Below are 26,103 nucleotides of genomic sequence, written 5' to 3'. Positions count from 1 at the left end.
TTGGGATTACGCCCTTCTCAAATCGGGTGCGTCTGCCGAATTTAGCTTCCCCAATACGCCATCGCCGCGTGCACCGTCAGCATCATCAGCACGATCGTCGCGAGTGAGAACAGCGCGAATCGCACGATGACCCGGTTGGTGGTGACCTGGACGAGGCTGTGGGCGATGCGTAATCCGACATAGGCCCAGGCGATGGTGGCGTTCAGATTATCGCCCTGCTCCATCAGCGCGAGGACGATCGCGACCGCGTAGAACAGCACCGGCTGTTCGAGTAGGTGGTTGTAATTGTCGGCGGGCCATTGCTGCTTGGCGGGGATCACCTTTTTGAGGTCGGAGCCGGTTCCGCCCGTCAGGTTGGCGACGTCGATCCCCGCGCGCTTCATCGCGGGGATGCGGGTGGCGTACATCCATAGCCACATGACGAGCGTCCAGCCGATGAGCGTGATGACGGGTGCGAAGATGGCGGATTGCATGACGGTCCCTCCCCCTATTCGACGGGAGGGTGGCGGATTTGTTGCGGGGGTGCAACTTTCCGAGATTCGGTGTGTACGCCGTCAGGCCGCTAGCGACTCCAGCGCTTCCTGTGCCTCCAGCCACGTCTCTTCCGCTGCCTCGATCTGCTTCGTCACCCCGTCGCGCAGCTTCATCAGCTCGGTCATGGTCAGCTTGGTCAGGTCGGGCGCGGCGCTTGCGGGATCGAACATCGCCCGGTCGATCCCCGACAGTCGTTCGTTCAGCTTCGCCAGCTCCGCTTCCGCTGCCTTTGCGGCCTTGCGCATCGCATTGCCCTTTTCGCGCGCCTCCGCCGCTTCGCGTCGCGCGTCCTTGCGGTTGACACCGCCCCTGGCGCCTTCGGCCTTCGGCTCCTTTGCGAGCACGAAGGCGATATAATCGTCCAGATTGCCGTCGAAGGGCCGCGCAGTCCCCTGATCGACCAGCACCAGCCGGTCCGCGGTCATCTCGATCATGTGGCGGTCATGGCTGACGATCACGACACAGCCCTGATAGGCGGTCAGCGCCTGGATCAGCGCCTCACGCGAATCGACGTCGAGATGGTTGGTCGGCTCGTCGAGGATCAGTATGTGCGGCGCATCGCGGGTGATAAGCGCCAGCGCCAGCCGCGCACGCTCCCCGCCTGACAGCTTGCCGACCTGCGTCATCGCCTTGTCGCCGGCAAAGCCGAACCGGCCGAGCTGCGCGCGCACCGCCGACGGCTTCTGCCCGTCCATCAGCCGCTGCATATGATCGAACGGCGTCTCGTCGCTGTGCAGTTCCTCGACCTGATATTGGGTAAAATAGCCCACCCGCATCTTGCCCGATGCCGATTTCTCACCCTCCAACGGGGTCAGCTGCGCCGCGAGCAGCCGCGCCAGCGTCGTCTTGCCATTCCCGTTGCGGCCCAGCAGTGCGATGCGGTCATCGGGATCGATGCGCAGGTTCAACCGCTGAAGGATCGGCTTGCCGTCATAGCCGACGCTGGCATGGTCGAGAGTGATCAGCGGCGGGCGCAGCTGATCGGGATCGGGAAAGCCGAAGGACAAGGTCGGATCGTCGACCACCGCGGCGATCGGTTGCATCCGGGCCAGCGCCTTGGCGCGCGATTGTGCCTGTTTGGCGGTCGATGCCCGGGCGGAGTTGCGCGCGACATAGTCCTGCAGCTTTTCCCGCTCGGCGAGCTGCTTCTCGCGCGCCGCCGCCTGCTGCGCCTGCCGTTCGGCGCGCTGGCGCTCGAAACTGTCGTACCCCCCCGGGTACAGCGTCAGCTTGCCGCGCTCGAGGTGCAGGATGTGATCGACGACATTGTTCAGAAAGTCGCGCTCATGGCTGACGATGACGATCGTCGCCGGGTAGGAGGTCAGGAAGTCCTCCAACCAGAGCACGGCTTCCAGATCGAGATGGTTGGACGGTTCGTCGAGCAGCAGGAGGTCGGGCTGGCTGAACAACAGTGCCGCGAGCGCCACGCGCATCCGCCACCCGCCCGAAAAACTGTCGAGCGGCCGGTGCTGCGCCTCCTCGTCGAACCCCAGACCGACCAGAATCCGCGCCGCACGCGACGGCGCCGAATAGGCATCGATCGCCCCCAGCCGCTCGTGAATCTCCCCCAGCCGGTGCGGGTCTTCCAGCCCCTCCGCCTCGGCCATCAGCGCCGCGCGCTCTGTATCTGCGGCCAGCACCGTCTCGAACGGCGTGGTCTTCCCCGCCGGAGCTTCCTGCGCGACATAGCCGATGCGCGCGCCGCGCGGCATTTCGGCGCTGCCCTCGTCCGGGTCGATCTGCCCGGCGATCACCTTGACCAAAGTGGATTTGCCCGCGCCGTTGCGCCCGACCAGCCCGATCCGCCCGCGGGGGGGCAGGGCGGCGCTGGCGCGGTCGATGATGACGCGGCCGCCAAGGCGGACGGTGACGGCGGAAAGGTTCAGCATGGGCCGCCGCCTATCACCGCAACGCAGCAATCGGAAGCCCCGCCCTCTTGGCATGACCGCAAGCGCTGCTAACCTCGCGATCATCAGGGGCCGGGGGGCTGGATGAGCGACACGCCGAACAGAAATGACACACGGCAGGACAGGCGTGAGGCGCCGGTGTTCCCGGGGCTCGCGCGCACATCACTCACCTTCGCATTCGAGATCAGCTACGAACGATCCCGCCTCGGGCGGGAGCTGCGCAAGCTGACCCGCCGCCATGGCAATCAGGAAGATCGCGTCGCCTTCCGGCTGCGCGCGTTGGTGGACCGGCTGGCGCATGACGATACGCCCGCCTTCGACAAGCTGGTCGAGCCGGTTCGGTCCTTCCTCGACGATGTGACGACCGGCCCGCCCGGCACCAATGGCCGCCCCTTTCTGTTCCTCGCCTCCGCCGCCCCCGAAAATTGCCGCACCCGGCAGGTCTGGTTCCAGCGTGGCGAAAGCTGGGAATATCTGTACGAGGGCACGACCACCGTGCTGCTGGTGCCGGAAGATCGGCGACGCATCGAATTCTGCCTGCGCGATTCCTTCTGCGCGTTCGACAGCGGCCGGATTTTCTACCTGTTCACCCTGACCCAGGCGCATGAAAAGCCGCAAAGCCCCGCCGAAGGGCTGATGGACGAATATGCGCTGCTTCAGCTTCAGCAGTTCGCGCTCAGCCCCGATAGCGATGCGACCAATGTCGAGTGCGGCGGCTTTTCCACCGAACCGCAGGGGACGGCCCTGTCGCTGGTGGACTTTGCCGAAGAAAGGCTGCGGCAGATCGAAGACGAGCCGCACGGACCGCCCAATGGCATCCGCGACATTATCCGCGCCTATGGCCTCGCCACGCCCGGCTTCGTCCGCAAGCCGCTCGACGCCGATGCGCTGCACCGGCTCTGCCTGGGCATCGAGAGCGACGCGCTGTTCGGCGTAACCTCCTGCGCCATCGACATGTACGACCAGGGGCGCCGTACCGACGCGCATCGCGCCACGGTCACCGCTGCGCGGGCGGCGAGGGATTCGGCGGGCGCGACGACGGCGGAACCGCCGACCTGCCCCGTTGCGATGATGCTTAAATCCGATGCGGAGTGGCGCGATCGTCACGCGGCGCAGGACGGCGACGTCGAATGGCATGTCAACAAGGACGGTGCGACGTTCGAACGTCCGCTGCTCGCGATCGCCGGGCTGGTGCAGGGGGTGCCGGACTTCCCGGCCCAGGATGATTCGGAAATCCATGATTCGACCCGCCCCACCGCCAATTCGGTCGAATCCGCGCTGTTCATCCATCCCAGCATGATGATCGAGATCGCGAAGAGCTGGCGATCCTACCAGCGGGGACGCCCAAAGCTGGGCACCTGTCCCTATCTGCTGCTCACCTTCCTCGTCGCGGTGCATGACGAACTGGTCGTCAGCGAACTCGAAAAGGGGATCGGCGACATGATCTACGCGCCGCGCCGGTCATTCAGCCTGCGGCGCTGGATGGGTGCGCAATTCGCCAGGCTGATCCGACCGGTCTTCCGCCTGTTTGGCGCCACCCGGCTCCGCTTCGACCATGCCCGCTCGCGTCCGATGGCCGATGTCCGCGACGTGCTCGACCGCGCGGACGAGATGTTCCTGACCAATGTCGGCATCCTCGAGCAAAATATCCGGCGGCGGCTCGAACTGTTCCGCTGGGCGTCGATCCACCGGTCGGGTAATATCTTTCGCTACCCCAAGGAAACGGCGGCGCTGGCGGCGGTTCGCGCCAAGAGCGGCACCGAAACGCGGTTCAAGGACGCGCACGAAACCGTCGATCGCATCGAATCGCTGGTCGAGGACGTGTCGGGCCTGCGCAGCAGCTATGCCGAACGGCGCACCAACACGATCCTGTTCATCCTGGCGATCATGGGTATCGTCCAGCTTCCCAACAATCTGGTGGCGAGCATGGGGATGCAGGACGAACTCGGGGCGCTCTATCGGCGCTATCTGGTCGATCCTTTCCCGATCAACGGGCCGGTCCCGCTCGACGGACCGTGGATCAGGCGAAAATCATCGCCGGCACCCGAACCTCAGGACAAACGCCCCTCGAAATCGGAATAGCCGAAGGTCTTTACGATCTGCAGATCGTCGCTCCGGCTGTCCCAGAGCGCGATGGCGGGCAGCGGCACGCCGTTGAAGGTCGTGGTCTTGACCATCGAATAATGCGCCTGATCCAGGAACGCGAAACGCTGTCCCGGCACCGGCCGCTCCGGGAAACGATAGTCGCCGAGGATATCGCCCGCCAGGCATGACGGCCCGCCCAGCCGTACCAGCACGTCGCCGTCTTCACCCAGCATCGCCGGGCGATAGGGCGCCTCGATCACATCGGGCATGTGGCAAGTGGCGGAGATATCGACCACGCCGATCGGCATTCCATTGTCGAACAGATCGACGAACTCGCCGACCAGAATGCCGGTATCGAGCGCGATCGCCTCACCCGGCTCCAGGATCACCTCAAGGCCGGTTTCCGCGCGGACCTGTTTGAGAAAATCGACCAGATCATCGCGCTGATAATCGGCGCGCGTGATGTGATGCCCGCCGCCGAGATTGAGCCATTTGAGCTGGCCGAGATAGGGCGCGATGCGCGGGCGCAGCGCTTCCCAGGTACGACGCAGCGGCGGGAAATCCTGTTCGCACAGCGAATGGACATGGATGCCGTCCACACCCTCCAGATGCTCCGCCGTCAACTGATCGGCGGGGAAACCAAGCCGCGAATGCGGTTGCGCGGGATCGTATTTCTGGACCTCGCCCTCGCTGTGCATCGGATTGAGGCGCAGGCCGACCTCGAACTTGTCCCCACGCGCCCGCGCTGCCGCCAGTTCGCTCTTCATCGCGGCATGCTGGAACGGGGTGTTGAAGATCACATGATCGGAAATTGCGCAGATTTCGGCCATGTCGGCGGCCTTGTAGCCCGAGCAATAGGTTGCGATCTCGCCATGATAATGATCCTTGGCGAGCTTCGCCTCATACAGCCCCGACGTCGCGACGCCGTCGAGATAGGTGCCGACCAGATCGCCCAGCGACCACATCGAAAACGCCTTGAGCGCCAGCAGGATCTTCACCCCTGCCCGATCGCGCACATCGGCGATGGTCGCGAGGTTGCGCTCCACCGCCGCCGCATCGACGACGAAACACGGCGACGGCACGCGGGCGAGGTCGAACCGGGCAAACGCGCCCGGATCGCCGGCCTTGGTGGACATCACGGGCGATGCAGCGCGGGTTTCGGTCATGACAACTCCAAAATCCTCCCCTGCCCCGCAGGGGAGGTGGCATCGCGCAGCGATGACGGAGGGGCGGCCGCGCAGACGGCCGAAACGCCGCCCTCTGCGGGGCGGCCCCTCCACCACTCGCTGCGCGAGCGGTCCCCCTCCCCTGAGCAAGCTCAGGGGAGGAATTTTAGAACTTCAGCGGCCCGTCCAGCTCATGCACCTGCCATGGCAGGCCATGCTGGTTCAGCATGTCCATGAAGGGGTCGGGATCGAACTGCTCCATGTTGAACACGCCTTCGCCACGCCACGTGCCATTGAGCATCAGCGCCGCGCCAATCATCGCCGGAACGCCGGTGGTGTAGCTCACCGCCTGATTGCCGGTCTCCTCGAACGCGTCTTCGTGATCGCAGACATTATAGACGTAGAAGGTCTTCTCTTCGCCGTCCTTCATGCCGGTCGCGATGTCGCCGATATTGGTCTTGCCCTTGGTCGTCGTGCCCAGCGTCGAGGGCTCGGGCAGTACCGCCTTCAGGAACTGCAGCGGCACGATCTCGCGGCCCTCGAACATGATCGGCTCGATCGAGGTCATGCCGACATTCTGCAGCACGCGCAGATGGGTCAGATACTGTTCGCCGAACGTCATCCAGAAGCGCGCACGCTCCATTTCGGGGATGAACTTGGCCAGGCTCTCCAACTCCTCATGATACATGAGGTACATGTTCTTGGCGCCGACCTGATCGAACTCGAACACCTGCCGCGTCGACAGCGCCGGGGTCTCGACCCATTCCCCATTCTCCCAATGCCGCGCGGGCGCGGTGATCTCGCGGATGTTGATCTCGGGATTGAAGTTGGTCGCGAAATGCTGGCCGTGATCGCCGCCATTGCAGTCGAGGATGTCGAGCGTGCGGATCGTGTCGAGCAGGTGCTTCTTGATGTACATCGCGAACACGCTGGTCACGCCGGGATCGAAGCCCGAGCCCAGCAGCGCCATCAGGCCCGCATTCTTGAAGCGGTCCTGATAGTCCCACTGCCAGCCATAATGGAACCGCGCCTCGTCGCGCGGCTCGTAATTGGCGGTGTCGAGATAGTCGGTGCCGGTATTCAGGCACGCGTCCATCAGGTTCAGGTCCTGATAGGGCAGCGCCAGGTTGACCAGCAGGTTCGGCTTGACCTGTTCGATCAGCTTCGACGTCGCGGCGACGTCATCGGCGTCGACCTGTGCAGTGTCGATCGTTACGCCGAAGCGCTGCTTGACCGATTCGGCGATCGCGTCGCACTTGAACTGGCGGCGGCTGGCGAGGGTGATCTTGCCGAACAGCTCGGGATTCTTCGCCATCTTGTGCACCGCGACCGACGAAACGCCGCCTGCGCCGATTACGAGAACGTCCTTCACGCCTTGTCCTTCCTAAAGATGTCCCGAAGGGAATGAGGCTCCCATATGAGAGCAACGCCCGGGATGCAAAGGCCGATCCCGTCGGCTATCGGCGTGACATGAGCATGACGATCGGACGCAGGGCATTTATTGGCGGCGCAACGGCATTCGGCCTTGCGGGACAGGCCACGGCGCAATCGCGGCCCAAGGTCTTCACCCCGGCCCCGCCATGGCCCCCGCGCGAAACCATGATGCTCTGGCCCGGTCTGCCCCCGGGCACCCCACCCGGCATCGCGCCGTCGAAAATTCCCGTCCCACTCCCGCTTGGCACGCCGCAGCGGTGGGAAAAGGGCATCCGCTACCCCTATCTCGGCGTGTTCCGCCCCCAGCGGGCCGATGGCCGCGCGGTGCTGGTGATGCCGGGCGGGGGCTATGTCTTTGTCAGCCTGATCAATGAAGGGGTGAATGTCGCGCGTGTGCTCAATCCGCTCGGCATCACGGTGTTCGTCCTCGCCTATCGGCTGCCGGGCGAGGGCTGGTTCAACCGCACGGAGGTGCCGCTGCAGGATGCGCAGCGCGCGATGCGGCTGATCCGTGCCAGTGCCGCGCATTACGGCATTGATCCCGCCAAGCTCGGCATTCTCGGCTTTTCCGCTGGGGGCCATCTCGGCGGCACGCTTACCGTCGGCCACGCCGATCCGGCGTACAAGCCGCGCGATACCGCCGACAGCCAGCCCGCGCGCCCGGCCTTTTCGGGCCTGATCTACCCGGTCACCCAGTTTGCCAGCGCCGGTCCCAATAGCCGATCCGGGCCCAATTTGTTCGGCGGCCCGCCCCCCGCAGGCGCAGCCTCCGCCCGCTTCGACGTCCTCACCCGCGCCAGCCCGGCGATGCCGCCGCTCTTCCTGTGCCACGCGATGGATGACGGCACCGTGCCGGTCAGCCAGAGCATCGCGCTTCTCGAAACCGCGCGCCGCCACAAGGTGCCGGTCGAGGCCCATTTCCTCGAACGCGGCGGCCATGGCTTCGGCGCGCTGTCGCTGCCCCCGACCAACCCCGGCGCGAACTGGCTGGAGTGGTTCGCAACCTGGACCGCTGCGCATGGCAGATAAGGGGCGCTCCTCGGGCAAGGAGGTACCGCTGCAGCCGCTGGCGGTGCCGAATAAGCTGTGGACAAGTGCCCGGCTTCCTTTGACCCGGCCGTCCCCCCACATATAGTCGCGCCATGCCCCATTCCGGCTTCGTCCCCCTCCGCATCTTCTCCGCCTACACGATGCTGGAGGGCGCGATCGAACCCAAGGCGATCGCGTCGCGGGCGCGCGAACTGGGCTTTCCTGCAGCCGGGCTGTGCGACCGCAATGGCCTCTATGCCGCGATGCCCTATTCGGACGCGGCGAAAAAGGCCGGGGTCCAGCCGATCATCGGCTCCCTGCTGTGCGTCGAGCGGGCGGACATGCCCGATGGCGTCACCCCGCCGCTCGACTGGCTGGCGCTGTTTGCGCAGGACGAGCGGGGCTATCAGAATCTCTGTCACCTCGTGTCGATGGCACATCTCGACCGGCCGATCGAAAAGGACGCGCATGTCCCGTTCGCGGCGCTGGAGGGCCGGACCGACGGACTGATCGCGCTGACTGCCGGGCGCGAGGGCGCCTTGGCGCGGCTGTTCGCCGAGGAGCAGGAGGACGCCGCGCTCGCATACGCCGATCGGCTCCAGGCGCTGTTCGGCGACCGGCTGTATGTCGAGATCATCCGGCGGCTGGACGAGGTCGAGGCGCGGGCGGAACCGAAGCTGCTCGACCTGGCCTACGACCGCGGGCTGCCCATCGTTGCGACCAATCCGGCCTGTTACGCCGTTCCCGACTTCCATCAGGCGCATGACGCGATGCTGTGCATCGCGGGATCGGCCTATGTCGCGAGCGAGGAGCGCCAGCGCTCTTCGCCGGACGCGTGGATGAAGCCCGCGACCGAGATGAAGCGGCTGTTCGACGATCTGCCCGAGGCGATCGACAATACGCTGGTGGTGGCGCAGCGCTGTGCCTTTGCCGCGCCGAAGCGCAAGCCGATCCTGCCGAGCCTGGCCGGCGACATCGAGGGGGAGGCGGCTCAGCTGCGCGCCGATGCGCGTGCGGGGCTGGAGGCGCGGCTGGAAGTTGCCGGGATCACCGACCCCGCCAAGCGGCAGGAATATTACGACCGACTGGCATTCGAAACCGACATCATCGTTCAGATGGGGTTCCCCGGCTACTTCCTGATCGTCGCGGACTTCATCAAATGGGCCAAGGCGAACGGGATTCCGGTGGGGCCGGGGCGCGGTTCGGGTGCGGGCAGCGTGGTCGCATGGGCGCTGACCATCACCGATCTCGACCCGCTGGCGCTGGGATTGCTGTTCGAGCGCTTCCTGAACCCGGAACGCGTGTCGATGCCCGATTTCGACATCGATTTCTGCGAAACGCGGCGTGGCGAGGTGATCCGCTACGTCCAGGCGAAATATGGGCGCAATCAGGTGGCGCAGATCATCACCTTTGGAACGATGAAGGCGCGCGCGGTGCTGAAGGATACCGGGCGCGTGCTCCAGATGAGCTATGGCCAGGTCGATCGCCTCGCCAAGCTGGTGCCCAACCACCCGACCGATCCGTGGACTTTGTCGCGCTCGCTCAACGGGGTGAGCGAGTTCAAGGCGGAATATGACGGCGCGAGCGATGTCCGGCACCTGATCGACCTCGCCATGCGGCTGGAGGGGCTGCCGCGCCACTCATCGACCCACGCGGCGGGCGTTGTGATTGGCGACCGTCCGCTGGCCGAGCTGGTGCCGCTGTATCGCGACCCGCGCTCCGACATGCCGGTGACGCAGTTCGACATGAAATATGTCGAGGGCGCGGGGCTGGTGAAATTCGACTTCCTTGGCCTCAAGACGCTGTCGGTTCTGCAAAAGGCGGTCGACCTGCTCGCCGCGCGCAACATCGCCATCGACCTTGCGGCGCTCGGCTGGGACGATCCGGCGGTGTATGAGCTGCTTCAGCGCGGTGAGACAGTTGGCGTGTTCCAGCTCGAATCCGAAGGGATGCGGCGCACGCTGACGGCGGTGCGGCCGACCAATTTCGGCGACATCATCGCGCTCGTCTCGCTCTATCGCCCGGGTCCGATGGACAATATTCCGATGTTCGGGCGGCGTAAGCAGGGGCTGGAGCCGATCGAATATCCGCACCCGTTGCTGGAGGGAATCCTCAAGGAAACCTACGGCATCTTCGTCTATCAGGAACAGGTGATGCAGGCCGCGCAGATCCTGGCCGGCTATTCGCTCGGCGGCGCCGATTTGCTGCGCCGCGCGATGGGCAAGAAGATCAAAGCGGAGATGGACGCGCAGCGCGCGCTGTTCGTCGAGGGCTGTGCCAAGGTCAACAATATCGCGGAGGCGAAGGCGAACGAGCTGTTCGACTTGATCGACAAGTTCGCGGGGTACGGGTTCAACAAGTCGCACGCGGCGGCCTATGCGCTGCTCGCCTATCATACGGCCTGGCTGAAGGCGCATTATCCGCACGAATTCTATGCTGCGTCGATGTGCTTCGAGCTTGGCCAGACCGAGAAGCTGGCGGTTTTCGTCGAGGATATGAAGCGGCTCGACACGCCATGCCTGCCGCCCGATATCAATGCGAGCGAGGCGGAGTTTTCGGTGGCCGAGACCGCGGAGGGCTTTGCCGTCCGCTATGCGCTCGCAGGCCTAAAGGGCGTGGGTGAGCGGGCGATGGAACTGCTGGTCGAGGAACGCCAGGCCAAGGGGCGGTTCCAGAGCCTGGACGATTTCGCGCGGCGCGTGGACCCACGCCTGCTCAACAAGCGGCAGGTCGAGGCGCTGGCCGGGGCGGGGGCGTTCGACAGCATCGCGCCGGATCGGGCCAAGGTCCACGCCGCCGCCGAAACGATCATGGCGGTGGCGCAACGCACGCATGAAAACCGCACCAGCGGGCAGGGCGGGCTGTTCGGCGAGGCCGAGCCGGTCGGGTCGGCGATCCAGCTGCCCAAGAGCGCACACTGGACGCTGGGCCAGCGGATCGAGGCGGAGAAGGAGGCGTTCGGCTTCTTCTTCTCGGCCCACCCGCTCGACCGCTACCAGCATCTCGCCAAGCTGCATTCGGCGCGGAGCATCGCCAGCCTCAATGAGATCGAGATTGCCGAAGGGGGCCGCGCTGGCGCGACGATCGCCGCGCTGATCGAGGATGCGCGCTGGCGCACCTCGGCACGCGGCAAGCGCTACATGATGGCGACGTTGTCGGACGCCAGCGGGACGGTGCCGTGCACCTGTTTCGAGGAGCATACTGCCAAGGAGATGGAGGATGCGGCGCGCGTCGGCGGATGCGGCATCCTGACCGTCGAGCTCGACCGGCGGGCGGGCGAGGACAGCGCGCGGGTGACGGTGCGCAAGGTCCAGCCGTTCGAGGGGATGGCGAAGGATGTGCGGCTGACGCTGCGCATGGCGGTGCGCGAACCGGGCACCTTGGCAGCCGTCGCCCAGCTGCTCGCGGATGCCCGCGGCGGGCGGTGCGAGGTCGTGATCGATGCGCCGCTGCCCGATGGCGGCGAGGCGGAGCTGGTGCTGGGGCGCAATTTCCGGCTCGACGGCGAATTGGCGACGCGGGTCGAGGGACTGCCCGGGGTCGAACGCGCCGAGTTGAAACCGACCGCTCAGCCCAGGCTGGCGCTGGCGAGCTGACCAAATTCCTCCCCTGCGCAGCAGGAGAGGGGGACCGCCGCGAAGCGGTGATGGAGGGGCGGCCGCGCAGACGGCCGTGGGTAGCTCGGCAAAATTCCGCCCTCTGCGGGGCGGCCCCTCCGTCAGCGCTGCGCGCTGCCACCTCCCCCAGCAAGCTGGGGGAGGAACGAGGACCCCTTGCATCCCCGCATTCGAAGCCGCAGGATGGGTTGACGGACGCGGAAACCCGCGCGGAACTAGGAGATGAAGATGCTGGGCGCGATGCAGGATTTCGAGCTTCGGGTACCCCGGGTGATCGAACATGCGGAGCGCGAATATGGATCGCGCGAGATCGTCAGCCGCTGGGCCGATGGCAGCGAGACGCGCACCAACTGGGCCGAGATCGCGCGCGACGCCCGCAAGCTGGCGCAGGCGCTGGAGCGGATGGGGATCAAGCCGGGCGACCGCGTCGCGACGCTGGCGATGAACCACAGCCGCCATCTCGTCGCCTGGCATGGCACGATCGGGATGGGTGGCGTCGTCCACACGATCAACCCGCGGCTGTTCGAGGACCAGCTCGCCTATATCGGCAACCATGCCGAGGACCGCGTGCTGATCTATGACCGCATGTTCCAGCCGATCGTCGACAAGCTGAAACCGCAATGGAAGACGATCGAGCACTATATCGTCTTCGACCCTGGCTCGGAGGCCGGGGCAGGCGCCGAAGGCCCCGACAGTTTCGAGGCGGTGATCGGCGCCGAGACCGGCGATTATCAGTGGGTCGAAGGCAGCGAGCGCGACCCGTGCCTGCTCTGCTATACCAGCGGGACGACGGGCAATCCGAAAGGCGTGCTCTACTCGCACCGATCCTCGATGATCCATGCGATGGCCGAATTGCAGCCCGCGGTGTTTGACTTGTCGACCCAGGCGGTGGTGCTGCCGGTCGTGCCGATGTTCCATGCGGTGGGGTGGGGCCTGCCTTTTGCCGCGCCCATGGCGGGGGTGAAGCTGGTCATGTCGGCGATCAACGACGGCAAGACATTGTGCGACCTGATGAACCGCGAGAAGGTGACCCACAGCGCGGGGGTGCCGACAGTGTGGCTGGCGATGTTCCAATATATCGATGAGACGGGCGCTGCACCCGAGCATCTGAAGGTCGTGACGATCGGCGGATCGGCAGCGCCGCGCGCAATGATCGAGCGGATCATGAAGATGGGGGCGCGGGTCAACCATGCCTGGGGCATGACCGAAACCTCGCCGATCGGGACGATGGGCGCCCCGACGCATGACTGGGACGACCTGAGCTTTGAGGAGAAGGTCGACAAGACCGTGTTCCAGGGCCGGGCACCCTTCGGCGTCGAACTGCGCACGGTGGACGATGCGGGGGCGCTGCTGCCGCGCGACGGCGCGACGTCGGGGCGGCTCCAAATCCGCGGACCGTGGATCATCAAGCAATATTTCCAGGACGAAAGCGGGCCGTGCCTGACCCCGGACGGCTGGTTCGACACCGGGGACGTCGCGGTGCTGCACCCGGACGGAACGATGCAGATCACCGACCGGGCCAAGGACGTCATCAAATCGGGCGGCGAGTGGATCAGTTCGGTCGATCTGGAGAATGCCGCAGTCGGTTGTCCCGGCGTCGCCGAAGCGGCAGCGATCGGGGTGCATCATCCCAAATGGGACGAGCGCCCGTTGCTGTTGGTGATCCGCAAGGCAGGAAGCGATGTCAGCGAGGACGATATCCGCGCGCATCTCGCAACGCAGGTCGCCAAATGGTGGTTGCCCGACGAAATCCTGTTCGTCGACTCGCTTCCGCATACCGCGACCGGAAAGCTGCTCAAGACCGCGTTGCGGGCACAATATCGCGATTATCGTTTTGCGGCAGCATGAGGGGCGGTTGAAGACGCCGGCCGGGCGCGTGGCCGCCCGGTCGCGATCGACCGGGCGGTTCGCATCGGTCAGTTTCGCGAGGGGAAGATGCCTTCCAGCGCGATGATGAAATTCAGCCCCAGATAGGGGCTGTGAAGATCGAAGGGCTGACTGCCGCCGCTATTGCCGATCGAACTCTGCGCCATGGTCCGGTCGTCGGCGGGGATCGGGGTCGCGTAAATCGGCGTGCCCGGGGTCAGCGCCAGCATGTTTCCTTGCGGCGTTTGCTTGTCCGCTGTGGCGAGTTCGCCGTGCATAGTGTGATTGTGCGCGGGCATCTCGTCCACCGTCAATGTGTGGGTCGGGGCACCGCCGATCTGACCGATCGCGACCGTAGCCAGCCCCGGCCCGGCACCTGTTCCGGCATGAACGGGTGAGCGCCCGCGCAAATCCGGTAGCTTGAACGTCGTCCGCCCATCGCCGCCATAGATCGTGCCGATAATGGCGTAGAGGGGGGTATATTGCTGGATGGACATGAGCTGTCCATCGCAGAACGCCCACCCCCTGGGCGCGAAATTGCCGCCGAACATCATGATCTGACCGATAAATGGTTCCATAATCCCGCTCCTTCCAGTTCACATTCGTCCAGTTGCTGCGTTGAAGTCCAATTCGCGACTCCAGCAACTTGAGCATGATAGGCGGAATTCTTGAAACGCTATACCGGGTTCAGGTTCGCCGGGGCGCGTGCGCGGCCCAATTTTCACCTGTCTGCCGAACGGGTAGACTCGATCGCTAGAGCTAAGGCTGTCCCGGTGTCGCCGCCATGAAGCGCGGGTTGCGGAGCAATAAGGCCGCGACCAACGCGACGAGAAGGCCGATCGGCAGAATCTCGCTCATCGTGATGAGAACGCGCAGCAGCGGATTCGCGTAATAGCCCTGCATCTGCGCCATCTGGTTGCTCAGGGCGGCGATTTCCGCCGGGCTGGCGCCGCTCGCGCGCTTTTCTTCGATCATCTGCGCGGCCATCTGCGCGATGTAGTCGCCGCCATTGACTGCCAGCACGGCTTCCCAGGCGAGGACATAGACGAGACTGGCGATCAGCGTGATCGCAACTCCCATGCCGAATGCGGGAAGGAACCGGATGGCGCCGCCGCAATGATGGTCGCGATGCTGCTTCACCCCGGCGAAGATCGCAGTGAACGCGACCAGCATGATGAGATAGCCGATTGCCATGCCGATGGTGCCGCTGGGCGGATTGTCCGCCATCAGCGTTCCCATCAGGAACAAGGGGACGCCGACGACCAGTCCGGCGATCAGGCCATAGGTTAGGATGATCCGCTGCATGTTTGCCTCCTGCTGCATTGATAGGGTGCTCCTATGAATGCCGCGCCGCCCGCCATGCACAATCGCCCGAAAGGGTGATTTCGGCGCGCTCACCCCGATTTCCGGTCAGGGCAGCAGCCCGAGATCCCGGGCGCGGGCGATCGCATCGGTGCGGCGGCGGGCGCCAAGCTTGTCGAACAGCCGCGCGACATGCGTCTTCACCGTATTTGGCGATACGGCGAGGCGGCGGGCGATTTCCTTGTTCGAGTAACCGGCGGCGAGTTCGCCAAGCACCACCATCTCGCGTTCGCTGATCCCGAGCGCGACTCGCGCCTGCGGGTTCCCCTGCGGCCGCGGGGGGGACGCACGGCCCAGCAACCGGGCGCCGACGAACAGGCCGAGCGCGAGAAAGCAGATGGCGACCAGCAGCAGATAAAGTTCGAACGAATGGCTGCGCGCGAGCCAGCGATAGTCGAGCCATTGCAGCAGCGCTGCGGCCAGTGCCAGCAGCGCGCCATATAGCGCGGCCTGACGCCACCAGATCGTTTCGGGCCGCCGCCTAGCCATAGTCCAAGCATCGCGCAGCGCCGGACGGCTTGCAACCGTCAGAACAACTCCCCCTGCGCGCCTGCTGGCGGCCGGAACAGGTCGCGGCGCAGCGGGGGGAAGGGTCTGTCGAGACCATGGCGGCGGGCGGCGATGGCGAAGCGGGTGCGGAGCAGCGCCGCCCAGGGGCCTTCGCCGCGCATCCGGCTGTGGAAATTGGGATCGTTGTCGCGGCCGCCACGGATCGACTGGATCGTCGCCATCACCTTGGCCGCGCGGTCGGGGAAATGTGCGTCGAGCCAGGCGCGGAACAGCGGGGCGACTTCGTACGGCAGACGGACCGGAAGGTAGAAGCAGCCGATCGCACCCGCCTGCGCCGCGCGTTCCATGATGTGCTCAATCTCGTGATCGGTAATCTGGGGGATGACCGGGGACAGGGAGACGAAGGTCGGGATGCCGGCCTCGCGCAGTTTCACCAGGGCGGCGAGGCGGCGTTCGGGATGCGGCGCGCGCGGTTCGACGGTGCGCGCAACCTTCGGATCGAGCGAGGTCACCGATAGCATCACCGCCGCCAGCCCCTTTGCCGCCATCGGGCCGAGCAGGTCGATGTCGCGGGTCACGCGGTCCGATTTGGTGGTGATGGTGATCGGGTGGTCGCATTCCGCCAGCACCTCGATACAGCCACGCGTGATCTTCCACGTCGCCTCGATCGGCTGATAGGGGTCGGTGTTGGTGCCGAAGGCGATGGGCTGGCAGACATAGCCGCGCTTGCCCAGCGTCGCGCGGAGCAGATGGGGCGCATCGGGCTTGGCGAACAGCTTCGTCTCGAAATCGAGGCCCGGCGACAGGTCGTGCCAGGCATGGGTCGGACGCGCGAAGCAATAGATGCAGCCATGCTCGCAGCCGCGATACGGGTTTACCGATCGGTCGAAGGGGATGTCGGGAGACTGGTTGCGGGTGAGGATCGTCTTTGGGCGTTCGACGGTGACGGTCGTTCGGAGCGGCGGCGCGGCGCCATCGATATCCTCACGCGCATCGAGCCAGTCGCCATCGGCCTCGCGCTCGGCAAGGCCGAAGCGGGTGCTTTCGCGATTATCGGTCGCGCCGCGAACGGGGCGGGGTTTCGCCATTTGATGAGTCTAGCGCCCACGCCAGAACATAACAAGAACTGTGCGGTGATCGGGCGTAGTTCTGCTTTCACCCTTGAAACCGGGCTGGCGGGGGGTCGTTTCCCGGCATATCTGTGCCCCGCAACGGGTGGAGTGTCCCATGAAGCGCGTACCGGTCGTCATCTTCTGCGCGGCGGCGATCGTGACGCTGGCGATGGGCGTACGTCAGGCGTTCGGACTGTTCCTGCCGGACATGAGCACGGACCTCGGCATCGGCCGGTCGAGTTTCGGACTGGCGCTGGCGCTCCAGAATTTGCTGTTCGGGCTGGTTCAGCCATTTGTCGGCGCGCTTGGCGACCGCCACGGGGCGGGGCGCGTCGTGGCGGGCGGAACGCTGCTCTACGCTGCCGGACTCGTCGCGGCATCGATGGCGAGCAGCGCGCTCGGGTTGCACCTGTCCTTTGGCCTGATGGTCGGAATGGCGTTGTCGGCGACGACCTTTGTCGTCGTGTTGGGTGCGGTGGGACGCGTGGTCCTTCCCGAGAAGCGCGGCATGGCTTTCGGTATCGTCACCGCAGGGGGATCGCTCGGCCAGTTTCTGGTGGTGCCGGCGGGGCAATTGCTGATCGGTGAACTGGGCTGGCGGATGGCGCTGGTCGCACTGGCGGGTCTGATCGCGGTGATGCTGGTGCTGGCGATCGGCGTCGCGGGCAAACCCGCAGCGGCGGCGCAGCGTAGCGGTGTGCCGGAGCAATCGATGGCGCAGGCGTTGCGCGAAGCATCTGGCAATCGCAATTTCTGGCTGCTCAATGCGGGATTCTTTGTCTGTGGCTTCCATGTCGCGTTCATCGCGACGCATTTCCCCGCCTATCTGACCGACAAGGGGCTGGGGCTGGCGATCGGGGCCAATGCGCTGGCGCTGGTCGGGCTGTTCAATATCTTCGGATCCTATCTGTTCGGCATGTGGGGCGACCGGTGGAGCAAGAAGGGGCTGCTCGCCGCGCTCTATGCGTTGCGCAGCGTGGTGATGGTTGCCTTCCTGATCGCGCCGCTGACCCCGGCGAGTGCGTTGATGTTCGCGGCGGCCATGGGGTTTCTGTGGCTCGGCACGGTGCCGCTGACGAGTGGGCTGGTGGGGCAGATTTTCGGGATGCGCTACCTCTCGACGCTCTATGGCATCGTGTTCCTGGGGCACCAGGTCGGGAGCTTCTTTGGCGCGTGGTTGGCGGGGCTGATGTTCGACTGGACGGGCAGCTATGACAGCATCTGGGTCGCCTCGGTCGCGCTGGGGCTGATCGCGGCGCTGCTGCATCTGCCGATTTCGGAGCGGCCGGTTGCACGGATGCGGATGGAGGCGAGCGCGTGAAGGGCGTCGCCTTCGTTGCGCTCGCACTCGTTCTGGCGGGGGGATGGTGGCTGTGGCAGCGCGCCGGCGCCGATGTCGCGCTCGGCGCCGCGCTCAGCTGGTGCGGGTGACGCCCGGCGGTCAGCGGTTCTTCTTCATCTCCGCCATTCGCGCCTTGGCTGCCGCGACCTCGTTGCGGTCGAGCCGGTCGTCGCCATTGGTATCGGCGCGGTCGAACAGCGGTGCGGGGCCATCCACCATTTCGGCGCGGCTGATGCGGCCGTCGCCATTCGCGTCCGCAGCGCGGATCAGCGAGTCGATCCGGTCGCGCGCCTTTGCCGGGGCGAAGCGCAGCCGCTTGAAATCATTCTTGCTGATATAGCCGTCCTCATTCTTGTCCATTTGTTCGAAACGGGCGCGGCGCGATGCGTCATATTCGGCGCGGGTGATCACGCCGTCATTATTGACGTCGGCGCGATCGAACATCTCGGCGCCACCGAAGCGCTGGGCGTTGGCTGGAGTAGCGGCGAGGAGCAGCGCGAACCCCGCAAAGCTGGCCAAGGGATGCATGTGATTCTCCATTTTCAACGGTCGACGCGCGAGGCCGCGCGGATCAAGGCGCGGCCCCGCCAAGGCGTTTACGGGCGGGGACCGACGGTTCCCGAGTGCGAAACGGTCGATCCGTCGCGGCGTGTGCGGTTATAGTCATAATTGGCGGTGCCATCGCCATTGCCTGTCACGACGGTCGAGCGACCGAAGCTGTTGCCGGCGTTGGTCGTGACGGTCCGGCCGCCCTGATAGCGGCCATCGCCCCAATTGGCGTCTCGCGAGACGCTATGGCCATAGCCGGAACGAGTCTGGCGGGTCGTGTCACGGTTATAATAGCCGGGACCCCAGCTCGCATCTGTCGAGCTGTAGGCGCCGCGACCCGACCGGGTGCGGACACCGCGATCGACCGAGCGGTAGCCCGGGCCACGCTCGACCCGGCTGCCGCGGACATAACCGCGATAGGGCGTCTGAACGCTGACGACCTTGCCGCGGCGGACTTGAGCCTCTGCGGGGGTGGCGGGGAGGGTGATCGCCGCGGTCGATGCGGCGAGCGCGGCCAAGGGGAGGAGGTGCTTCAACAACATGCTCTGGGTCCTTTTACGCAGTGGTACATGGGGACCGGCCGGGGGAGCCGGTGGAAAGGCTTTTGCCGCAAAGCTGTAATGAGGGTGCGTCTCCACAGTGACGAACGGTAACGAAGTGTAACCGCGCGCTCCTTCGACTGGCGCAAGGGTGTATCGATGGGCAAGATTGGCCGGATGGACGCCAGCTGCATCGCCGTTGTGGAGGACGACAACGAGATTCGCGCACTCGTCATGGGCCTGCTCGATCGCGAGGGGTTCGTGGCGGTCGGGTGTCGGACCGCGTCGGATTACGACCGGCTTGCCGAGCGGCAGCGCATCGACCTCGCCATCCTCGACGTCATGCTGCCGGGTGAGGACGGCTTCAGCCTGTGCCGGCGCATCCGCGCGGCAGCGGACACGCCGGTGCTCATGGTCACCGCGCGGAGCGACGATATCGACCGGATCGTCGGGCTTGAGATCGGCGCCGACGATTATCTGCCCAAGCCCTTCAACCCGCGCGAACTGATCGCCCGGGTCCGGGCGATCCTGCGCCGCACGCGGGATGCCAATCGCATCGGGGTTTCCGCGCCGCCCGAACGCTGGCGCTTCGCCGGGTGGATGATCGATAGTGGGGCGCGATCATTGCATACGCCGGAGGGCAAGAGCGTCGAGCTGACCGGGGGCGAGTTCGACCTGTTACTGGCGCTGGTGCGGCATCCGTTGCGCGTGCTCAATCGCGACCAGCTGCTCGACTGGACACGCGGGCGTAGCGCCGGTCCGTTCGACCGCGCGATCGACGTCCAGCTCGGCCGGCTGCGGCGCAAGCTGCACGCGCATCCGGGCGGAGGGACGCTCATCAAGACGATCCGCGGCGGCGGGTATCAGTTCACCGCGCCGGTCGAGCGCGGCTGATGTCGATCGGCGCAAACCTCTCGCTTCGCATCGCCGCGATCCTGCTGGGCGGATTCGTGCTGCTCCAGCTTTTGATCGCAAGTTCGGTCACCCTGCCCGGCAGCGCCGATACGCGGCGCCCCTACAGCCTGCCGCGGCCCGATGAGGTGCGGACGATGGTCGCTGCGATCGAACGGACCCCTGCCGCCGACCGCCTGGCTGTGATCGCGTTGTTCGATCAGTCGCTCTACCATAGCGCGCTCGCCGACGCGCTCCCGCCGACCAAAGACCGGGATGGGGATGCGGATCTGCGCGACCTCGCCGGTCGCTATCGATCCGTGCTGCCGGGTCGGGAGGTCGTGGTCTGGGGATCGGGGTCGTTGCTGCGTCGGTTGCTCGGCAACCGTCCCCGTTCCGCGCGGCTGCTGGCGCCGGTGAACGTCGCGGTGCGCCTGTCGGACGGACGCTATCTCGTGTTTGACAGCAGGCCGTCCGCCACGTTGCGGCGCTATTTGCGGGGCCGATCGATCGTTGGGGCGGTCGGCGGGCTGATCTTGCTCGCCGTGTTGCTGATCGCGGTGCGGCGAACCACCGGGCCGCTAGTCCGGCTGGCACGCGGGGTTCGCGGATTCAGTGCGGCCACCCACGCGCCCGACCTGCCCGAGGAAGGGCCGCGCGAAGTGCGCGCCGTCGCCGCGGCGCTCAACGAGATGAAGCGGCGCATCATCGGCCTGATCGACCAGCGCACGGCCATGCTGGCTGCGATCGCGCACGACATGCGAACCTATCTCACGCGGCTGCGGCTGCGCAGCGAGTTCATCGGCGATCCGGACCAGCAGATGCGCGCGAACCGCGATCTGGACGAGATGGCCGGGCTGCTCGACGACACGCTGATCCTGGCGTCGGGCCGGGATGGGCGGGAGACACCTGCGGAGCCGGTCGATCTGCGCGCGGTGGCGGACGAACTGGTTACCGAACGGTGCGAACTGGGTGAGAAGGTCATGGTCGATGGTGGTGCGGTCCCGCTTGTGCTTGCCCGGCGCGTCGGAGTGCGGCGCATTCTGTCGAATCTGATCGACAACGGCCTTCGCCACGGCAGCGAAGTCCGGGTCACCGTGCGGGAGGAGGGCGACGGGGTCCTGCTATCCGTGGAGGATGACGGTCCGGGGCTTCCCGAAGCGGCGCTGGCACGCCTTGGCGAGCCCTTTGCGCGGCTCGACCCGTCGCGTGACCGGGAGAGCGGCGGAGCCGGTCTGGGGCTGGCGATCGTCAAGGCATTGGCGGCGCGCGATGCGGCCGAGGTGCGCTTCGCCAACCGGCGCGGTGGTGGTCTCAAGGTAACACTGCACTATGGCGGCGAGGCTATTCGCTGAGCCGCGGCATCAGCTCGACGAAATTGCAGGGGCGATGGCGGATGTCGAGTTGGGCAGCGAGGATGTCGTCCCAGCCGTCCTTGACCGCGCCGGTCGAACCCGGAAGCGCGAAGATATAGGTCCCGCGCGCAACGCAGGCGGTGGCGCGCGACTGTATCGTCGAGGTGCCGATCTTGGCATAGCTGAGCCAGCGGAACAGCTCGCCGAACCCGGGGATCATCTTGTCGGCGACCCGTCCCAGCGCTTCGGGGGTCACGTCGCGCCCGGTAACACCGGTGCCGCCGGTAGTGATGATGCAATCCACCCGTTCGTCGTCGATCCAGGCGTGGAGCTTACCGACGATCGCCTCGGGATCGTCATGGACGATCGCGCGGTCGGCGAGGATATGGCCCGCGTCGGTCAGTCGTGCGACGAGCGTGTCGCCCGACCGGTCGTCCGCGAGCGTCCGCGTGTCGGAGACGGTGAGCACCGCGATCCGGACGGGCCGGAACGGTATACTCTCGTCAATTGGCACCGGCGACGCGCTCGTCGTCCGGCACCGAGGCAGTCATCCGCACCGCCGCCGCGCCATTGGTCCCCGGCACCTTGGGCCAGAGCCCCTGGCTGATCGCCGCGCGGCTGACGCTCTCACGCCCCGCATTTTTTTCATACATCCAATAGTTGCGCAGCACGATCATCACATAGCCGCGCGTCTCCCAATAGGGGATGCTCTCGATGTAGAGCAGCGGGTCGCCCTTGTCGCGGACCTGGCTGTTCCAGGCAGCGACCGGGGTGGGGCCGGCATTGTAGGCGGCGATCACCTTGGGCAGCAGCCCTCCGGTGAAGGGCTGGTCGCGCAACTGTTCGATATAGGACTGGCCGACCTCGATATTGGTCGAGGGGCGCGACAGGTCCGCGCGATCGATGGAGACGCCGCGCTTGCGGGCGATGTCCGTCGCCGCGGCGGGCATGATCTGCATCAGGCCATAGGCACCGGCCGGGCTCTGCACGCGTGGATCGAACTTCGATTCCTGAAGCGCATGGGCATAGACCAGCGCCTTGTCGACGCGCCAGCCGCCGTCGGGCGTCCAGTCGGGGGCGGGATAGCGCGCCTCGTTGATCGGGCGGGCGCCGACCGGGCAGTTGTGCGTCAGCCAGAGCTGGGTCGCGGGCAGGTCGAGTCGCCCGGCAAGTCGGGTGAGCGAGGCATGGTCGCGCGCGTCGCCGATCCGAGCCTGATGCTTGATGACCTCAGATGCGAGGGCGTCCTCGCCAATCTCGGTAAGCGCGGCGGCGACACGGACGTTGGGGCGGCGTTCGAGCGCTTTCCAGTCGGCGGCGACGAACTTTTCGGTCTGTGACGGGGTTTCGCGGATGCCAAGCGCCTGACGCGCGAGCATCCCGTAAAAGGTTTCACTATGCTGGGCCGCGCTCTGGAGCCGGGCGCTGACCAGATCGGGGCGCCCGCATGCCATATCTGCACGCGCCGCCCAATAGAGTCCCGCAGTGCGCTTTTCGGTGTCGGTCGAACGCTGCGCGACTGCGGTGAACGCGGTTTGAGCCGCCGCGCAGTCATTCTGACGCCATGCGGCAAGGCCCTGGACCCAGTCGGCAAGTGGCGCGAATTCGCCCGATCCGGCCTGTGCGACTGCGGCGACGCGGCGCGCATCGGCGTCGCGGCCGACGGTATAATACATCCACGCGACGCGCTGGCGCCATTCGGTCAGCGTTTCGGGATCGAGATCGGCGGAACGGCTTTCGACGAGCGATTCGGCGCCCGACGCATCGTCGGCCTTGATCAGCGGAACCATCGCGCTTGCCACCTGAGCGGCGGCGGCGTCGGCGCTGGACGAGCGGTAGCGTTTGCGGATCGGGGCGCCGTCGTGCCAGATCATTCGCTGCGCTGCGGGCAAGACGGGAAGTTCGGTCGCACCGCGCAGCTTGGCAAGGCGGGTCAGTTGCTCTGCCTGGGGCAGTTGCGCTGCGTCGCCGAGCAGCGCCATGATCTGGGGCAACTCGACCCGGGGCGATCCCTTGGCGAGATAGAGTTCGGCGCGGGCGGTCGCGTGAAGCAGGCCCGGACGCATCGCATCGAGCTTGATCTGGGCATCGGCCCAGCGCGATTCCCGGATCGCGGCGAAGACGGCGCGATAGGCTTCGCGATCTTCACGATCGAGCTGGGCGGGGACGCCTTCGCCCGATGCCCGACGGTCGTAATTGGTGGCCCGGTCGTCGGCGGCATGGCCCACCGCCGGGATCATCAGTGCAAAAGCGGCTAGCAGGATACGCGCACTCACTGGCTCTGCCCTTCGATCAATAATTGTAGATCCTTCCAAACATCCGCCTTTGCCGCCGGCTTGTTCAGCAGAAAGCGCGGATGGAAAGTGGCGACTGCAAGCGATTGTCCGCCCGAATGGTTAAAGGGCGTTAAACCGTCACGCCCGCGCGCGGGGCCGGTCCCGAGAATCGCACGGCTGGCCGATTGGCCGAGCAGAAGCAGTCGGGCGGGCGTTGTCAGCCCGACGTGATGACGCAGCAATTCGCCCAGTCTTTCCTCCAGTTCGCGCGGGACCTGTCCGGTAATCGGCCGGACGGCGCAGAGCGGCACAAGGTATATCGAGTCGCGCGATTGGCCGATCGCGGCGAGGATGCGGTCGAACAACGCGCCCGCTGCGCCAGCCAGCAGGGCGGGGTTGCCACCGTCGAATTCGGGAAGATCGGTGACGACCATCAGCGGCGACGCCGGATCGCCTTCCGGGGGCACCAGTGGTTCGCCCGGCACCGCCTCGGGCGCCCCGGCACCGAAGCGCCAGTCGAGAAAGGCGTCGAGCGTGGCGGGGAGGGGGGCTTCGGGTTCCGGCTCGGCCCGCACGGGACCGCGCATCGGCTCGTCCTTGACCGCCGCAGCGGGACGGGCGGTCCAGTCGCGCGGCGCATCCTCGACGAGCACATCTACCCCTGCGTCGCGCCACCATATCAGTGCGCTCGCCGCTTCGGCCCGCCAGTCGGTTGCCCCCTCAATACCCATGGGCCCACAGAGTCATGCCTTGACGCCACCGTCAATCTACCTTCATCGGGGCAGGGACAGAATGCGCCGGGCGTGCGACGACGTGTTACGGTGCTGTTCCGATGGGAGACAGGAAGTGAGCGAACGCGAGTCGATGCCTTATGACATCGTGATCGTGGGCGCGGGGCCGGCGGGCCTTGCGGCGGCGATCCGGCTGAAGCAGCTGGCGAATGAAGCGGGCCGCGAATTGGGCGTCTGCATCCTCGAAAAGGGCTCAGAGGTCGGGGCGCACATCCTGTCGGGTGCGGTGATCGATCCCAAGGCGCTGGACGAACTGCTGCCCGACTGGCGCGACCAGGGCTGTCCGCTGGCGCAGGTGCCGGTGACCGACAACCAGCACTGGCTGCTCGCCAAGAAGGGCAAGTGGTCGATCCCGCACTTCATCACGCCCAAATTCATGCACAATGAAGGAACCTATACCGGGAGCCTGGGCAGCCTTTGCCGCTGGCTCGCCGAACAGGCCGAGGCGCTGGGGGTCGAGATTTTCCCTGGATTTGCTGCAGCCGAGATTCTCTACAATGACGACGGATCGGTAAAGGGCGTCGCGACCGGCGACATGGGCGTAGCGCGCGACGGGACCCGCAAGCCCGATTATCAACCGGGCCTCGAACTCCATGCGCGCTACACCTTTTTCGGCGAGGGGGTGCGCGGGCATCTCTCAAAGCAAATCCAGCGCCAATTCGGGCTATGCGAAGGCGTCGAGCCGCAAATCTACGGGCTGGGCGTCAAGGAATTGTGGGACATCGACCCCGAGCTGCACGAGCCGGGCCGGGTGATCCACACTCAGGGCTGGCCGCTGAGCGAGACCGAAGGCTCGAATGGCGGCGGGTTCCTGTATCATCAGGCGAACGGGCAGGTGGCATTGGGCTTCGTGACCTGGCTCAACTATTCGAATCCCTATCTCTCGCCGTTCCAAGAGATGCAGCGCTGGAAGACCCACCCGGCGATCGCCGAGATCCTGAAGGGCGGCAAGCGGGTCAGCTATGGCGCGCGGGCGATCAGCGATGGCGGGTTGCAGGCGATTCCCAAGCTGGTCTTCCCCGGCGGTGCGCTGATCGGCGATAGCGCGGGATTCCTCAACGTGCCGCGGATCAAGGGTACCCATGGCGCGATGAAGAGCGGGATGCTGGCGGCCGAGGCGGCGTTTGCCGCGGTCGCAGCCGATCGCTCAAGCGACGAGCTGACCGCCTATCCGCAGGCGTTCGAGGCGAGCTGGCTCTACAAGGAGCTGAGCATCGTCCGCAACGTGGTGCCGCTGGTCAAGAAGTTCGGAGACCTGGTCGGATCGGGTCTGGCCAACGTCACCATGTTCCTTGAGAGCTGGGGTCTCAAAATGCCCTTCACGCTGGGGCACAAGCCCGACCACGAAAGCCTGTGGCGCAAGGATCTGGTCCAGCCGATCGCCTATCCCAAGCCCGACGGCGTGCTGACCTTCGACAGGCTCTCGTCGGTGTTCCTGTCGAACACCAATCACGAGGAGGACCAGCCGGTCCATCTGACGCTGAAGGACCCCGACATCCCGGTCGAATACGACCTGCCGATGTATGATGAGCCGGCACAGCGTTACTGCCCGGCGGGAGTCTATGAGATCGTCGGTGAGGAAGAGGGTGATCCCCGCTTCGTCATCAACGCGCAGAATTGCGTCCACTGCAAGACCTGTGACATCAAGGACCCGACGCAGAACATCAATTGGGTCGTCCCGGAGGGCGGCGGAGGTCCGAATTATCCCAATATGTAAGCATCTCGCTCTGCCGCTGGC

Annotated in this window: 21 protein-coding genes; 8 read left to right on the top strand and 13 right to left on the bottom strand. The window is 65.9% G+C overall.

The window, feature by feature from the left end; translation table 11 throughout:
• Nucleotides 1–41: 41 nt before the first annotated feature.
• Together FPZ54_RS05480 and FPZ54_RS05475 are read right to left on the bottom strand one after the other, a co-directional pair.
• Entirely contained in the window at nt 42–473 is a 432-nt protein-coding gene (locus tag FPZ54_RS05480) for an MAPEG family protein (protein ID WP_145845570.1), read from the bottom strand.
• A gap of 81 nt (nt 474–554) precedes the next feature.
• A complete protein-coding gene (locus tag FPZ54_RS05475) occupies nt 555–2,423 on the bottom strand; it encodes an ABC-F family ATP-binding cassette domain-containing protein (protein WP_145845568.1) in 1,869 nt (622 codons plus the stop codon).
• A gap of 102 nt (nt 2,424–2,525) precedes the next feature.
• Between FPZ54_RS05475 and FPZ54_RS05470 the strand changes: the two genes are divergently transcribed.
• Nucleotides 2,526–4,523, top strand: a complete 1,998-nt coding sequence (locus FPZ54_RS05470; protein ID WP_145845567.1) for a magnesium transporter CorA family protein — start codon at nt 2,526–2,528, stop codon at nt 4,521–4,523.
• Here FPZ54_RS05470 and FPZ54_RS05465 read toward each other — a convergent pair.
• Together FPZ54_RS05465 and FPZ54_RS05460 are read right to left on the bottom strand one after the other, a co-directional pair.
• Nucleotides 4,493–5,662, bottom strand: a complete 1,170-nt coding sequence (locus FPZ54_RS05465; RefSeq protein WP_145849596.1) for a carboxynorspermidine decarboxylase — start codon at nt 5,660–5,662, stop codon at nt 4,493–4,495. The two genes, FPZ54_RS05470 and FPZ54_RS05465, sit on opposite strands and share 31 nt — an antisense overlap.
• A gap of 196 nt (nt 5,663–5,858) precedes the next feature.
• Entirely contained in the window at nt 5,859–7,064 is a 1,206-nt protein-coding gene (locus tag FPZ54_RS05460) for a saccharopine dehydrogenase family protein (protein WP_145845565.1), read from the bottom strand.
• 32 nt (nt 7,065–7,096) lie between these two features.
• Here FPZ54_RS05460 and FPZ54_RS05455 point away from each other — a divergent pair, with 32 nt between their 5' ends.
• From FPZ54_RS05455 to FPZ54_RS05445, 3 genes are all read left to right on the top strand, one after another.
• A complete protein-coding gene (locus FPZ54_RS05455; RefSeq protein ID WP_239019724.1) occupies nt 7,097–8,155 on the top strand; it encodes an alpha/beta hydrolase in 1,059 nt (352 codons plus the stop codon).
• A gap of 113 nt (nt 8,156–8,268) precedes the next feature.
• A complete protein-coding gene (gene dnaE, locus FPZ54_RS05450; RefSeq protein WP_145845563.1) occupies nt 8,269–11,751 on the top strand; it encodes a DNA polymerase III subunit alpha in 3,483 nt (1,160 codons plus the stop codon).
• A gap of 249 nt (nt 11,752–12,000) precedes the next feature.
• The gene (locus tag FPZ54_RS05445) at nt 12,001–13,620 is read left to right on the top strand and encodes a long-chain fatty acid--CoA ligase (protein WP_145849594.1); all 1,620 of its coding nucleotides are present in this window, start codon (nt 12,001–12,003) and stop codon (nt 13,618–13,620) included.
• 68 nt (nt 13,621–13,688) lie between these two features.
• Here FPZ54_RS05445 and FPZ54_RS05440 read toward each other — a convergent pair whose 3' ends face one another.
• From FPZ54_RS05440 to FPZ54_RS05425, 4 genes are all read right to left on the bottom strand, one after another.
• On the bottom strand, nt 13,689–14,216 hold the full coding sequence (locus FPZ54_RS05440; RefSeq protein WP_222428351.1) for a phage tail protein: 528 nt from the start codon (nt 14,214–14,216) through the stop codon (nt 13,689–13,691).
• 181 nt (nt 14,217–14,397) lie between these two features.
• Nucleotides 14,398–14,943, bottom strand: a complete 546-nt coding sequence (locus tag FPZ54_RS05435) for a DUF4199 domain-containing protein (protein ID WP_145845560.1) — start codon at nt 14,941–14,943, stop codon at nt 14,398–14,400.
• Nucleotides 14,944–15,048: 105 nt separating this feature from the next.
• Nucleotides 15,049–15,489 (bottom strand): helix-turn-helix transcriptional regulator, encoded by a 441-nt coding sequence (locus FPZ54_RS05430; RefSeq protein WP_145845559.1) that lies wholly within the window; start codon nt 15,487–15,489, stop codon nt 15,049–15,051.
• Between the two features lie 38 nt (nt 15,490–15,527).
• Complete coding sequence (locus FPZ54_RS05425; protein ID WP_145845558.1) at nt 15,528–16,598, bottom strand: PA0069 family radical SAM protein; 1,071 nt, start codon at nt 16,596–16,598, stop codon at nt 15,528–15,530.
• A 139-nt stretch (nt 16,599–16,737) separates the two neighbouring features.
• Here FPZ54_RS05425 and FPZ54_RS05420 point away from each other — a divergent pair, with 139 nt between their 5' ends.
• On the top strand, nt 16,738–17,943 hold the full coding sequence (locus FPZ54_RS05420) for an MFS transporter (RefSeq protein WP_145845556.1): 1,206 nt from the start codon (nt 16,738–16,740) through the stop codon (nt 17,941–17,943).
• Nucleotides 17,944–18,063: 120 nt separating this feature from the next.
• Here FPZ54_RS05420 and FPZ54_RS05415 read toward each other — a convergent pair whose 3' ends face one another.
• Both FPZ54_RS05415 and FPZ54_RS05410 read right to left on the bottom strand, forming a co-directional pair.
• Nucleotides 18,064–18,492, bottom strand: coding sequence for an EF-hand domain-containing protein (locus FPZ54_RS05415; RefSeq protein ID WP_145845554.1), 429 nt, complete (start codon nt 18,490–18,492; stop codon nt 18,064–18,066).
• Nucleotides 18,493–18,560: 68 nt separating this feature from the next.
• The gene (locus FPZ54_RS05410; RefSeq protein WP_239019723.1) at nt 18,561–19,055 is read right to left on the bottom strand and encodes a hypothetical protein; all 495 of its coding nucleotides are present in this window, start codon (nt 19,053–19,055) and stop codon (nt 18,561–18,563) included.
• 156 nt (nt 19,056–19,211) lie between these two features.
• On the opposite strand from FPZ54_RS05410, the gene FPZ54_RS05405 reads away from it, so the two are divergent.
• Nucleotides 19,212–19,946, top strand: coding sequence for a response regulator (locus FPZ54_RS05405; RefSeq protein WP_239019722.1), 735 nt, complete (start codon nt 19,212–19,214; stop codon nt 19,944–19,946).
• Complete coding sequence (locus tag FPZ54_RS05400) at nt 19,946–21,298, top strand: ATP-binding protein (RefSeq protein WP_145845553.1); 1,353 nt, start codon at nt 19,946–19,948, stop codon at nt 21,296–21,298. Before FPZ54_RS05405 ends, FPZ54_RS05400 begins: the two co-directional genes overlap by 1 nt.
• Here the strand turns inward: FPZ54_RS05400 and moaB are convergent.
• From moaB to FPZ54_RS05385, 3 genes are read right to left on the bottom strand one after another with little or no spacing between them, the layout of a single operon-like run.
• Complete coding sequence (moaB, locus tag FPZ54_RS05395) at nt 21,288–21,812, bottom strand: molybdenum cofactor biosynthesis protein B (RefSeq protein WP_145845551.1); 525 nt, start codon at nt 21,810–21,812, stop codon at nt 21,288–21,290. The two genes, FPZ54_RS05400 and moaB, sit on opposite strands and share 11 nt — an antisense overlap.
• On the bottom strand, nt 21,802–23,574 hold the full coding sequence (locus FPZ54_RS05390) for a lytic transglycosylase domain-containing protein (protein ID WP_239019721.1): 1,773 nt from the start codon (nt 23,572–23,574) through the stop codon (nt 21,802–21,804). The genes moaB and FPZ54_RS05390 overlap by 11 nt, the downstream gene beginning before the upstream one ends.
• Nucleotides 23,571–24,305, bottom strand: coding sequence for a uracil-DNA glycosylase family protein (locus FPZ54_RS05385; protein WP_145845549.1), 735 nt, complete (start codon nt 24,303–24,305; stop codon nt 23,571–23,573). Before FPZ54_RS05385 ends, FPZ54_RS05390 begins: the two co-directional genes overlap by 4 nt.
• A gap of 115 nt (nt 24,306–24,420) precedes the next feature.
• On the opposite strand from FPZ54_RS05385, the gene FPZ54_RS05380 reads away from it, so the two are divergent.
• A complete protein-coding gene (locus tag FPZ54_RS05380) occupies nt 24,421–26,082 on the top strand; it encodes an electron transfer flavoprotein-ubiquinone oxidoreductase (RefSeq protein ID WP_145845547.1) in 1,662 nt (553 codons plus the stop codon).
• The last annotated feature ends 21 nt before the right edge of the window (nt 26,083–26,103 follow it).

Origin of the sequence: Sphingomonas suaedae (assembly GCF_007833215.1) — a bacterium.
GTDB lineage: Bacteria > Pseudomonadota > Alphaproteobacteria > Sphingomonadales > Sphingomonadaceae > Sphingomonas > Sphingomonas suaedae.
The sequence above is the reverse complement of the archived record's forward strand: the minus strand, read 5'-3'. Positions and strand labels throughout refer to the sequence as shown.

Bases quoted from the DNA above. Each gene is read 5' to 3' on its own strand.
- FPZ54_RS05480 (WP_145845570.1), bottom strand. From the start codon at position 473: ATGCAATCCGCCATCTTCGCACCCGTCATCACGCTCATCGGCTGGACG.
- dnaE (WP_145845563.1), top strand. From the start codon at position 8,269: ATGCCCCATTCCGGCTTCGTCCCCCTCCGCATCTTCTCCGCCTACACG.
- FPZ54_RS05470 (WP_145845567.1), top strand. From the start codon at position 2,526: ATGAGCGACACGCCGAACAGAAATGACACACGGCAGGACAGGCGTGAG.
- FPZ54_RS05410 (WP_239019723.1), bottom strand. From the start codon at position 19,055: ATGTTGTTGAAGCACCTCCTCCCCTTGGCCGCGCTCGCCGCATCGACC.
- FPZ54_RS05455 (WP_239019724.1), top strand. From the start codon at position 7,097: ATGAGGCTCCCATATGAGAGCAACGCCCGGGATGCAAAGGCCGATCCC.
- FPZ54_RS05475 (WP_145845568.1), bottom strand. From the start codon at position 2,423: ATGCTGAACCTTTCCGCCGTCACCGTCCGCCTTGGCGGCCGCGTCATC.
- FPZ54_RS05385 (WP_145845549.1), bottom strand. From the start codon at position 24,305: ATGGGTATTGAGGGGGCAACCGACTGGCGGGCCGAAGCGGCGAGCGCA.
- FPZ54_RS05430 (WP_145845559.1), bottom strand. From the start codon at position 15,489: ATGGCTAGGCGGCGGCCCGAAACGATCTGGTGGCGTCAGGCCGCGCTA.
- FPZ54_RS05435 (WP_145845560.1), bottom strand. From the start codon at position 14,943: ATGCAGCGGATCATCCTAACCTATGGCCTGATCGCCGGACTGGTCGTC.
- FPZ54_RS05400 (WP_145845553.1), top strand. From the start codon at position 19,946: ATGTCGATCGGCGCAAACCTCTCGCTTCGCATCGCCGCGATCCTGCTG.
- FPZ54_RS05425 (WP_145845558.1), bottom strand. From the start codon at position 16,598: ATGGCGAAACCCCGCCCCGTTCGCGGCGCGACCGATAATCGCGAAAGC.
- FPZ54_RS05405 (WP_239019722.1), top strand. From the start codon at position 19,212: ATGGGCAAGATTGGCCGGATGGACGCCAGCTGCATCGCCGTTGTGGAG.
- FPZ54_RS05420 (WP_145845556.1), top strand. From the start codon at position 16,738: ATGAAGCGCGTACCGGTCGTCATCTTCTGCGCGGCGGCGATCGTGACG.
- FPZ54_RS05445 (WP_145849594.1), top strand. From the start codon at position 12,001: ATGCTGGGCGCGATGCAGGATTTCGAGCTTCGGGTACCCCGGGTGATC.
- FPZ54_RS05440 (WP_222428351.1), bottom strand. From the start codon at position 14,216: ATGGAACCATTTATCGGTCAGATCATGATGTTCGGCGGCAATTTCGCG.
- FPZ54_RS05465 (WP_145849596.1), bottom strand. From the start codon at position 5,662: ATGTCCACCAAGGCCGGCGATCCGGGCGCGTTTGCCCGGTTCGACCTC.
- FPZ54_RS05415 (WP_145845554.1), bottom strand. From the start codon at position 18,492: ATGCATCCCTTGGCCAGCTTTGCGGGGTTCGCGCTGCTCCTCGCCGCT.